This window comes from Nostoc sp. FACHB-190, from assembly GCF_014696905.1.
Taxonomy (GTDB): Bacteria; Cyanobacteriota; Cyanobacteriia; order Cyanobacteriales; family Nostocaceae; genus Nostoc_B.
The window spans coordinates 128,801-140,551 of the sequence record NZ_JACJQW010000012.1; the positions used below are offsets into that span (position 1 = coordinate 128,801).

Below are 11,751 nucleotides of genomic sequence, written 5' to 3' on the forward strand. Positions count from 1 at the left end.
AACAAAAACTGGATTAATGAAATTAACTTTTGTCTGGTTTGCTGTTCTTGGCGCGATCTGTATCTGTGCTTTTGACAACAGTTATGTTCACGCCCAAGTAACTCCTGACAACACACTCAACACTGATGTGATCGGTAGTAATAATTACAGCATAACTGATGGCACTCGTGTTGGTAACAATTTATTTCATAGCTTCCGCGAATTTTCCCTACCTACAGGTAGTTCAGCATCATTTGATAATGCTACTGATATTCAAAATATTTTTAGTCGGGTGACTGGTGGTAATGTTTCCAACATAGATGGCGCTATCAGTGCTAATGGTAGTGCCAACTTATTCTTACTCAATCCTGCGGGGATTATTTTTGGGAAGAATGCCAGTTTAAGTATTGGTGGTTCATTTGTCGGAACTACAGCCCATAGTATTAAATTTGCTGATGGTAAGGTGTTTAATACCGACATAACTCAATCCCCTGTATTAACCATGAGTGTCCCCATCGGCTTACAGATAGGGCAGAATCCTGGAAAAATTACTGTCCAAAATACCGGACATCGTTTGATAGAAGGAAATACACCACCTCAGATGGGAACAACACCCATTGGTTTGCAGGTTTCTGGTAAAACTCTAGCACTTATAGGAGGAGAGATTGACTTAGATGGTGGCATTGTGAGCGCCCCTTCTGGACATTTAGAACTTGGCAGTGCTGCTGGAACAGTTAATCTCAGTTCATCATCTCTCGGCTGGAATTTTGACTATAGCAATGTGCAGAAGTTCGGAGATATTCGCTTTTCAGATCAAGCTCTTGCTAACACCAGTGGTACATCTGGCGGTTCGATTCAATTACAAGGCAGAAATATTAGTGTGAAGGAAGGTTCTGTAATTCTGCTCACCAACCAAGGAAATCAAGGTTCTGGCGATATTATAGTCAATGCCAGTGAGTCTCTAGAACTTCGAGGAGTTGGTAATTTTGGATTTAGCCAAAGCCTATTGGTGACGAATAGCATCACTGGTGCTGGTGGTAATGTGACGATTACTGCACCAAAATTACTACTTCAAGATGGGGGAAGAATTAACGCTCATACATACGGTTCTGGAAGGGCAGGAAATATTTTCGTAGAGGCAGATTCTATACAACTGATTGGGTTTTCACCTTTAAAACCTGCAACCAATCGGAGTGGGATTATGTCAGAAACTCGTGGAGTGGGAAGGGCTGGTGATATTCAAGTCACAACACGGCAATTGCAAGCCCAAGATGGCGGTTCGATTACAGGTGCTAGTTTCGGTCGTGGCTCAACCGGAAACTTATTTGTCACTGCTTCTGAGTCTATTGATTTGTCTGGTGAAACTCCCATCAGTTTCAGTGCCACTTTGCTGGGAACTGTTAGCTTTAATAGGGGGAATGCAGGGAATGTCACTATCAATACACCCAGGCTAAAAGTATCTCAAGGCGCAGGTATTGGGGCTACTACCCTTGGTCAAGGCAATGCTGGAACTTTACAAATTAATGCTTCAGAGAAGATTCTTGTGAGTGGTGTGAGTGCCGCATCGGGTAAATCAGGTCAGATTGGTGCGAGTGCAACGGTTCTACCTTTAAGCTTTCAAAAAGCTTTCGGACTATCTGCTTTGCCTACAGGTAATTCAGGGGATCTGATTATTAATACACCAATCTTAGAAATTACAGATGGGGGATTGGTGCGAGTCAATCATCAAGGAGTTGGTAATGCCGGAAATCTCTACATTAATGCAGAGATGATCAAGCTAGATAATGCTGGCAAAATTTTGGCTAACACCAATTCAGGAAGAGGCGGAAGCATTAATCTGCAATCTGATGTGTTGCTTTTGCGCCACGGTAGCAAGATTATTGCGACAGCAGGAGGTACAGGTGATGGTGGCAGTATCACAATTAATTCTCCAATCATCGTGGGCTTAGAAGATAGTGATATTATTGCCAATGCAGTTCAAGGTCGGGGTGGCAATATTAACATCACTACTCAAGGAATTATCGGTTTAGCATATCGTCCGCAATTGACCCTAGAAAATGATATTACTGCCAGTTCGCAATTTGGGGTGAATGGTACAGTGGAAATTAACAATGTTGGTGTTGATCCAAATTCCGGTTTAGTTGAACTGCCTGGAAATTTCACAGAGCAATCGCAACAAATTGCTAGTGGTTGTTCTAATACCAATGGTAGTAGTTTTGTCGCTACAGGTAGAGGTGGCATAATGCAAAACCCCACACAGGAAGTTTGGAGCGATCGCACTTGGTCAGACACCCGCAATATATCTGCATTCCACCAGACAAAACCAGCACAAGCCCAAAAACCAAAATCACCAGAAATACTTGTCCAAGCTACATCCTGGCGACGTAATGCCCAAGGAAAAATAGAGTTAATTGCTGATAAATCTTCTGTGAATTTATCACCCTCATTAACTTGTTCTGCTGTTAATAAAAGCTGAAAAAATTTCACTACAAAATTACACGGCCAAGCAAATTACTCACTTCCTCTAGGGAAGACTAGACAGCAAGCAGATCATTACAAGTTTGGCTGATGAAACTAAATTTTGTTCACTTAAGCTTAGTTGGCGCAGTCTACATCTTGGCTATGGGTAACAGTCATGCTCAGGCAGAAGTTATACAAGATGGAACTCTTAACACTGATGTGTCTGGCATGAATAACTATACCATTAATGGTGGTACTGTTATTGGCAAGAATTTATTTCATAGCTTTCAACAATTCTCTATTCCTACAGGCGGTTCTGCCACTTTCAATACTACTTCTGGCATCCAAAACATTTTTAGCCGGGTGACTGGTGGTGATGTTTCCTACATTAACGGTTCTATCAAAACTAATAGCGGTGTGAATCTGTTTTTGCTTAACCCAGCCGGGATTATCTTTGGGGACAAAGCTCAGTTAAAGGTGGGTGGTTCTTTTATTGGCACAACTGCAAATAGTATCAAATTTGCTGATGGCAATGAATTTACCGTCAATCCGATGACCACACCCTTATTGACGATGAATGTCCCAATTGGTTTGCAAATGGGCAGCAATTCTGGTGCGATTAACGTTTATCGGGCAAAATTAGCAGTTCCCGCGAAAAATACGTTTGCGCTAGTAGGCAGTAACTTAAATTTTGATCAGAGTACAATTACTGCGAGTGATGGCAGAGTTGAATTAGGTAGCGTTGCGGCAAATAATTTTGTGGGACTGTCGGCAAATACGGCTGGATTTGGCTTAGATTTTAATCGTGTAAATCAGTTCCAAAATATTAACTTGAGGAACGCAGCCAAGGTTGATACTAGTGGAAAACAAGGTGGTGCGATCGCTCTCCAAGGGCAGAAAATCACTTTGTCTGGCTCTTCTACTATTACTTCCCACACTTTAGGCACAAGTTCAGGACAAGGCATTCTCATCAAAGCTTCGGAATCCCTAGAACTAATTGGTCAGCCAGCCCTGGCTAACACTGCAATTGCAGCTTACTCCCAACCAACAGCTAAGGGAAGGGGTGGGGATGTGACCATTGAAACGCCAACTCTCAATGTTTTAAATGGCGCACAAATTAACACCCGTGCCTATGGAATTGGCGATTCAGGCAACATCACAGTTAAAGCTGCAACTGTCAATTTAATCGGGGAAGCAATCTATACACCAACAAAACAGCGATTTAGTGTGAGTACCTTAGCATCTAATACCATGAATAATTCTCAAGGTCGGGGTGGTAATGTCTCCATTAATGCTGCACAAGTCAACATTCGAGATGGGGCTGAATTACGTGCTACCGCCAGAGGTACTGGTGATGGGGGCAATATTATTGTTACAGCCCAGAATTTAAGTGTGACTGGTGAAACTGCCACAGGTGAACCGGCATTTTTAACCGGGATGAGTACAAGTAACCGTGAATATGCCACAGGCAAAGGTGGAGATATCATTCTCAATGTCGGTAAACTCGAAGTCTTAAATGGCCCTGGCATTCGGACTGGTACTTATGGTGAAGGTGCATCGGGCAATATTATTGTGAATGCTGATGAAGTAACGGTGGCTGGTAGTTCTTCAACGGGAGTCGCCAGCCGATTTTTTGCCTCAACAAATGGTAACTATGATTTCGCTACTGAAAAACTGATTAGTTTAGGTCAGGGACAAGGTGGCAACATTACTTTTAATGTTGGTCAAATCAACTTAATCGACGGAGGTCGAATTTCTACTTCAACTGAAACCTACGGTACTGCCGGAAATATTGCTATTCAAGCCAATTCTGTGAATATTGCAGGTGTCAGTCAAGTGCCGAGTGGGCAACTACTTTACTCGTTGGATGCGACTGGCCCCAGTGGCTTGTATGCTTCTTCCACAAGCCCTGGTGTTGCGGGTTCAGTAAATCTGACCACGAAGAATTTGAGTCTGAGCGATCGCGGCGAAATTGTAGTGAGTGGCAAAGGTACGGGAAATGCTGGTAATATGCTGATCCAAGCTAATTATCTCAAGTTGGATCAAGCAAGCAAACTGCGATCGGAAGCTAAGGCAGGTGAAGGCGGTAATATTAACTTGCAAGTGCGTGATGTTTTATTGATGCGTCATGGTAGTTACATCAGTGCAGAGGCAGGCGGTAATGGGGGTAACATTAAAATTAATGCTCCCAATATTATCGGGTTAGAAAACAGTGACATTATTGCCAATGCAGTCGAGGGCAGGGGTGGTAATATTCACATCACCACTGAGGCAATGATTGGGTTGAAGTATCGGAATCTGCTGAATCCGAGAGAAGTGTTGAGCAATGATATTACCGCTAGTTCCCAATTCAATGTTAATGGCACTGTGCAGATTGATAATGTTGGTGTTGATCCCAATTCTGGTTTAGTAGAATTACCAAATAATTTCACCGATCCATCCCAACAAATTGCTAGTGGTTGTATTGGCAATACTGGTAGTAGTTTTGTGGCTACCGGTAGGGGTGGTGTACCCAAAAATCCCACACAGGATATTACGAGCGATCGCACCTGGTCTGATGTCCGCGATATATCTGCATTCCATAAAACACAATCAGTACAAGCCCAAATGCCAAAATCACCAGAAACCCTTGTGCAAGCGACTGGCTGGCGACGTAACACCCAAGGCAAAATTGAATTAATTGCTGATAAATCTCCTAGTCAGATACAGACAGCCTTAACCTGTGCAGCAATACCTCAAAATTAATTCACATGACAGGCTCAATGTTAGATAAGCTACAAAAAAGGGAAGAATTTATACAGAATAAAATACAAGATTAAAATATCTTCTCATGAAATTAGCCTTTATTGGGTTTGCCGTTGTTGGTGCGCTCGGCATCTCTACCGTTTGCGCTTGTGGTGTTAATGCACAAGTCACTCCTGATGGGACTCTTAACACGGCTGTGAGTAGTAGCAATAATTACACCATTACTAACGGCACTCGTGTCGGCAATAATTTATTTCATAGCTTCAGCCAATTCTCCGTTCCCAACAATGGTTCCGCAGTTTTTAACAATGATGCAGACATCCAAAACATATTTAGTCGGGTAACAGGCGGCAATGTTTCCCGCATTGATGGTTTAATTCAAGCAAATGGTAACGCCAACTTATTCTTACTCAACCCTGCGGGGATTATTTTTGGGAAAGATGCCAAATTGCAGATTGGTGGTTCCTTTGTCGGAACTACAGCAAATAGTATTAAATTTGCCGATGGCGTAGAATTTAGTGCCACCAACCCCAGTAATACACCATTGTTAAAAATGAGTGTACCAATCGGGTTACAGATGGGGCAGAATGCCGCACCGATTCGCGTAGAGAGTCATCTCACCACCGGACAAGATTTAACATTAGAAGCGGGTAGCCTGGACTTACAAGGAGAACTGGTAGCAGGGAGAGATTTAAGCCTCAAAGCGCAAGATACTGTGAAAATTAGAGATAATGCCACAACTCCATTTCTTGCCCAAGCAGGCAGAAACTTAACAATTCAAGGAAATCAAAACATTGATATCCTGGCATTGAATCATCCAGTAGCCGCCCTTCAAAGTGGGGGGAATCTGAGTTTAATCAGCAACGGGAATATTTCTGGGGATGCACATTTCCTGAGTGGTGGCAATCTCTCATTTCAAACTTTAGCAGGGACTCCAGGGAAGTTTGTGAGTTTGTTTGACCCGATAATTTATGCTAATGGGGATGTGGTGTTTGGTGACTACACAGGGGTAGCATTAAAGGTGGAGGCGACAGGAAGCATTGAGGGGGGTAATATTGTGATTACCGGCCCTGATGTGAGCGTTCCCAGCACCGACCCAGATTATCTGATACTCACAACACAACCTGCGGCGATTTTACGGGCAGGAGTGGCATCAGTACCGACATCTAATTTGCCGCAATTAGGCTTCACGACGGGGACAGTGGCAGGTTTGCCACCGGGAAGTATTAGGGTGAGCAGTATCCAGACATCAAATACAACAGGGGGAGATGGTGGTTTAATTAACTTAACTGCCTCTGGGGATATTGTCACGGGAAACTTAGATTCCTCGTCTTTTTCGTATTTTGGGGATAGTGGAAATAGCGGCGATATTGCCCTGACTACCACTAACGGTAATCTTTTTATCAATGGCTTAGTATATTCATCAACATTTGGGGTGAATAATAGTGGGAATGGCGGTGATATTAACCTGACTGTAAACAATGGCAACCTCATTAACAACGGCTGGTTGGCATCTTTTGCCTACTCAATTTCAGGGAATAGTGGCAATAGCGGCGATATTAACCTGACTGTAACCAATGGCAACCTCATTAGCAAAGGCGTTTTGATATCTTTTTCTAACTCAAACTTCGGGAATAGCGGTAATGGCGGTGATATCACCCTGACTGCAACCAATGGCAACATCTTCAACCAGAACTGGCAGAACTTTTTTTACTCTTACTCCAACTCCAACTTCGGGAATAGTGGCAATGGCGGCAATATTGCCCTGACTACAACCAATGGCAATATCTTTAACCAGAGTAATGTAAACTCATTGTCCTACTCAGTTTTAGGGAATAGCGGTAAGGGTGGTGATATTGTCCTGAGAGCAAAAAACGGAGATATTCTTGGTAACGGTAGTAACTTGTATAGTTTGAGCATTGCGCCCCAAGGAACGGCAAACAATTCTGGTTTTGTAACATTAGATGCTCAAAACCAGATATCTGGACTGACAATATTAACAACATCTTCTACTGCGGCGGCGGGGGCGGTGTCTATTTGGGGACGGGGAGATTTGGCGATCGATGATCTGGCGATCCAAACGAGTAGACCACTCACCCTCGAAATCCCACTCATAGCTACAATCAGCATTCCAGCTAATGGCACAGGGAGATCGGGCGATGTCAGCATTAGTAGTGTCGGTAATCTTACCCTGACCAACACCCTGATTGAAAGCGATACTAACGGCAGCGACTCCGCCGGAAATGTCACGCTCACCAGTCCAGGTTTAACGACATTGAATAATAGTCAAATTTTCACCACTACAAACAGTACTGGACAAGCTGGAGATGTCAATGTCACCACAAATCGCCTCTCCTTCCTCAATGGTAGTTCTGTTAACTCTTCAACCTCTGCCACTGGCAATGCGGGAGATATTATATTTAATGTGCCTAACACCATAGAACTTGACAATAGTACAATTTCAGCCAATACCAGTGGTAGCGGTAAAGGTGGGGAGATTGCCCTGAATACAGGTACTTTGCAACTCAGCAATCAAAGTATGATCTCTAGCAACACCACAGGGATGGGGAATGCTGGTGCAATTGATGTTAAGTCTCAGGCGATCGCACTCAATCAAAGCACCATTAGTAGTCAATCTTCGGGTAGTGGTGACAGTGGTACGGTGAAATTTAACACTGGAACTTTAGATTTAATTGACAATGCTACTGTTTCCACCGCCTCATCCCAATCAGGAAAAGCGGGTAACTTAAATATTACCGCAGGCGATCGCATTAACTTGCAAACTGGCGCACAAATTACCAGTCGCAGCACCGGAACAGGTAATGGTGGGACGGTGGAGATTACCGGGCGATCGCTTATTCTTAAGGAAAATGCTCAAATCAGCACCTCTACTGTTGCTAGTGATGGTGGTAACTTAGTGTTAAATCTGTCTGATTTTTTGCTGATGCGCGATCGCAGTCTCCTGAATGCTGAAGCAGGCGATACAGGCGACGGTGGTAACATTAGTATCAATGCGCCGTTTGTCATCGCCACTGGTAATAGTGATATTATTGCTAACGCTGTGCGTGGTCGTGGTGGGAATATTAACATTACGACTAACAGCATTATCGGTTTAGAATACCGTAACCAACTAACGGCCGACAACGATATTACAGCCAGTTCCGAGTTTGGTGTGAATGGGACTGTGCAGATCACCGCACCCAACGTCAATCCCAATTCTGGTTTAAATCAACTACCCGCAAATGTGAATGATCCGTCGCAGCAAATTGCTGATGGTTGTTCTACTAATAGTGGAAGTAGTTTTGTCGCTACAGGTAGGGGTGGAATACCGCAAAATCCCACACAGCAGATTTGGGGCGATCGCACTTGGTCTGATACTCGTGATATCTCTGCATTTCACAAAACACAACCTGCACAAGCCCAAATACCAAAACCACCACAGCCTCTTGTCCAAGCTACCTCTTGGCGACGTAATGCCCAAGGCAAAATTGAATTAATTGCCGCTAAATCTTCCTCGCAGATACAACGCGCCTTAACCTGTGCATCTGTACCTCAAAACTAATTACCGTTACAAAATTGACTGGATTGGGAACTATAAACACATAATAAAAACAAGAACTGGATCAATGAAATTAACTTTTGTCGGGTTTGGTGTGCTAAGTATAATCAGCTTATTTGCTGTTTACAACAATAGTGTTCACGCACAAGTAACTCCCGATAGCACCCTCAAAACACTTGTAGAAAGTAGTGGCAATAGTTACACCATCAAGGATGGCACTCGTGTAGGCAACAATTTATTTCATAGCTTTAGTCAATTCTCTATCCCGACAAATGGTTCTGCATCATTTAATAATGACATTGATATTCAAAATATTTTTAGTCGAGTGACTGGTGGTCAGATTTCCAACATTGATGGTGAAATCCGCGCCCAGTATAGTGCCAATTTATTTTTACTCAACCCAGCCGGGATTATTTTTGGGCAAAATGCCAGCTTAAATATTGGCGGTTCATTTGTAGCGACAACAGCAAATAGTATTAAATTTGCCGATGGCGTAGAATTTAGTGCCACGAATCCCAGTAATACACCATTGTTAAAAATGAGTGTACCTATTGGGTTGCAAATGGGTAGTAATGCACAACCAATTCAAGTCAATGGAAAAGCCAATGATGGGATTGTCCCGACCAATAATTTAGGCATAATTGGCAGTCCGACCAAAACCATTGCCTTAGTTGGTGGAGATATTAACTTGACAGGGGGTGTAATTACTGCACCAGTTGGTCGCATTGAAATCGGTGCAGTCGGGAGTGGGACAGTTAATTTAATATCCACACCCACAGGATTACAGCTAGATTATGCACAAGTGCAAGATTTCCGCGATATTCACTTTACACAACGCTCTTCCTTATGGAATCCCAATCCTGTAGGTAATCCGTTTGGCGGAATTCAGGTAGTAGGGAGAGACATTCGCCTCGACCAATCACAAATTGCTAGTGCAAATACAGGTAGTGGACAGGGTAGTAATATTACCGTGAATGCAGAGCGATCGCTGTTTTTGGGTGGAATCAATGCCAATGCTCAAGCTCCCAGTGCTTGGATTGTCAATCAGGTGGCGCAGACAGCAACGGGAAATGGGGGAGCAGTCAAGATTCAAGCCGGACAGTTGACTTTAAAAGATGGTGCAGCGATTGAAACCTTGAGCCTGGGTAGGGGAGCAGCAGGGAAGGTAGAGGTAGGAGCAGATACAGTTGCTATTAGTGGGACTGTTGCTGTCAAATCTCCTTTATTACCAACAGGAAGTAGCAGTAGCCGTATTGCTAGTCAAACTTACGCATCAGGAGATGGAGGAGATGTGAATGTAGTGGCGCGTCAATTGCATCTGCAAGAAAGTGGCGTAATTACAACGGTTGTCTTTCCTAGTGCAACTGGGCATGGGGGTGATATTTCCGTCAAGGTAGCAGAAGATATGACAGCGATCGCAGCTCATCCGATCAGTTTTACTCCTAGTGGAATTAATGCTTATACATCAGGGACTGGTAATAGCGGCAATATCCATGTCTCTATAGGAAAATTACAGCTTTCAGATGGAGGGGATATTTTTACCTCTGCTATCCGGTTGGCGAGAATACCTGGGACGGGTAGCGGTAATGCGGGTGATGTCACAGTAGTAGCACAGCAATCCATAGACATGGTAGGTGTACACCCAATCTTACCAACAGTGGCTAGTGGTATCGGTAGCTTTACTACAGGTTCTGGGCATGGGGGTAATGTGTCTGTTACTACTCCAAATTTGACAATGCAGGCTGGAACTGTGTTGTCGGCGAGCAGCTTACCAGTGTTTGGCATATTTGGCGATGCTAAACAATCAAATAATTTAGGAAATAGTGGCAATGTCAGTGTGAATGTGGCAGAACGCCTGATCATCACTGGCATCAATCAGTTCACTCAAGCTCCAACTTTGATCGGCAGTATGACATTAGGCAATGGGGAAGCAGGTAATGTGACGATTCAAACCAATCAATTAGTTATCCAAAATGGTGCATCAATCAACACCAGCACCCAAGCCACAGGCAATGCAGGGGCATTAATTATCCAGGCAAATGATATTTTAATAGGGGGGCAAAATATCTTCAGTTCTTCCATTGCTGCCAGTGCGCCCATTCTCAATGAGACTGCCAGACAATTTTATGGTTTACCAGATGCTCCTACGGGTAATGCAGGTAGATTGAATATTACAACCAACAGCCTCAAAGTCCGCGATGGTGCTTACATCAACCTGACAAACTCTGGAACAGGTAATGCGGGACAGTTAAGCATTCAAGCAGAGCAAATTTTTTTGGAGAACGGTCGTATTCGAGCGACTACTGCCTCTGGGCAAGGTGGCGACATCAATTTAGATGTTGCAGACTTTCTCTTGCTTCGTGATGGTAGTACAATCACAACAGAAGCAGGCGGTAATGGCAACGGTGGCAATATTACCATTAATGCTCCTGTCATCGTCGGATTAGAAAATAGTGATATTGTTGCTAATGCTTTCCAAGGTAAAGGCGGTAATATTGACATTACCACTCAGGGAATTATCGGTTTAGAATATCGTTCACAACTGACCAGTGAAAATGATATTACTGCCAGTTCAAAGTTTGGGGTGAATGGCACAGTAGAAATTAATAATGTTGGTGTTGATCCCAATTCGGGTTTAGTTGAACTCCCCGCGAATATTACCGATACATCCCAACAAATTGCTACTGGATGTGCTGATACAAGTGGTAGTAGTTTTGTCGCCACAGGACGGGGTGGAATACCACAAAATCCGACACAGGATATTAGGAGCGATCGCACTTGGTCTGATGTCCGTGATATATCTGCATTCCACACCACAAAACCAGCACAAGCCCAAATATCAAAATCACCAGAAACTCTTGTCCAAGCAACAGGTGTACATCGTCGTCTCGATGGTACAATTGAACTAGTTGCCAATAAATCTTCTATTCCTGTACCAACACAATTAACCTGTAAAGCTATTTCTCAATAGTGAACAGGATATTAGTCTATCAAAGGATGAGTGGTGG

Annotated in this window: 4 protein-coding genes; all 4 read left to right on the forward strand. The window is 43.5% G+C overall.

All coding sequences use genetic code 11. The features are described 5' to 3' along the window. Window positions 1-16 precede the first annotated feature (16 nt). The 4 genes from H6G28_RS15575 to H6G28_RS36865 all read left to right on the forward strand — a co-directional run bounded on the left by H6G28_RS15575 (window position 17) and on the right by H6G28_RS36865 (window position 11,714). Window positions 17-2,455, forward strand: a complete 2,439-nt coding sequence (locus tag H6G28_RS15575) for a two-partner secretion domain-containing protein (RefSeq protein ID WP_190592889.1) — start codon at window positions 17-19, stop codon at window positions 2,453-2,455. Window positions 2,456-2,547: 92 nt separating this feature from the next. Continuing rightward, entirely contained in the window at window positions 2,548-5,184 is a 2,637-nt protein-coding gene (locus H6G28_RS15580) for a two-partner secretion domain-containing protein (RefSeq protein WP_190671937.1), read from the forward strand. Window positions 5,185-5,269: 85 nt separating this feature from the next. Next, entirely contained in the window at window positions 5,270-8,746 is a 3,477-nt protein-coding gene (locus tag H6G28_RS15585; protein WP_190671940.1) for a two-partner secretion domain-containing protein, read from the forward strand. A gap of 64 nt (window positions 8,747-8,810) precedes the next feature. Further along, window positions 8,811-11,714, forward strand: coding sequence for a two-partner secretion domain-containing protein (locus H6G28_RS36865; protein ID WP_242054592.1), 2,904 nt, complete (start codon window positions 8,811-8,813; stop codon window positions 11,712-11,714). The last annotated feature ends 37 nt before the right edge of the window (window positions 11,715-11,751 follow it).

Coding starts and splice junctions, on each gene's coding strand:
- H6G28_RS36865 (WP_242054592.1), top strand. CDS start 8,811: ATGAAATTAACTTTTGTCGGGTTTGGTGTGCTAAGTATAATCAGCTTA.
- H6G28_RS15575 (WP_190592889.1), top strand. CDS start 17: ATGAAATTAACTTTTGTCTGGTTTGCTGTTCTTGGCGCGATCTGTATC.
- H6G28_RS15580 (WP_190671937.1), top strand. CDS start 2,548: ATGAAACTAAATTTTGTTCACTTAAGCTTAGTTGGCGCAGTCTACATC.
- H6G28_RS15585 (WP_190671940.1), top strand. CDS start 5,270: ATGAAATTAGCCTTTATTGGGTTTGCCGTTGTTGGTGCGCTCGGCATC.